This window comes from Mesorhizobium sp. WSM4833 (assembly GCF_055811095.1).
Map to the genome: position 1 here is coordinate 1 of NZ_JBVVQG010000051.1, position 459 is coordinate 459.

At 65.4% G+C, this 459-nt stretch carries 1 protein-coding gene; it reads left to right on the forward strand.

All coding sequences use genetic code 11. The features are described 5' to 3' along the window. Positions 1–459, forward strand: a 459-nt coding sequence (locus AC0L2D_RS31825; protein WP_473544121.1) for a VCBS domain-containing protein, incomplete at both ends; no start/stop codon positions are given.

Consider the following 459-nt stretch of genomic DNA (forward strand, 5'->3'; position numbering starts at 1 on the left):
CCGGCAGCCATCGTCATCGACATCGTCGACGACGTGCCCAATGCGGTCAACGACACCAACAGCATCAGCGAGGACGCGCTTTCGCCGGTCAACGGCAATGTGCTGACCAACGACCTGCATGCCAACAACCAGCCGGGCGCCGACACGCCGACGAGCTTCGTCAGCTGGGATGGCTCGACGACGGGCGCGCACGGCACCTTCGTGGCCAATCCCGACGGCACCTACACCTATACGCTCAACAACGCCGATCCGGCGGTGCAGGCGCTGGACGCCGGCCAGACGCTGACCGAGACCTTCAACTACACGATGAAGGATGCCGACGGCGACACCGATGCGGCAACGCTGACCATCACCATCAACGGCACCAACGACGTGCCGCAGATCGTCGTCGACCAGGGCAATCCGGCCGGCGCGCATGACCAGGTCTATGAAGCAGGTCTGGCGGCGGGTTCGGCGGCC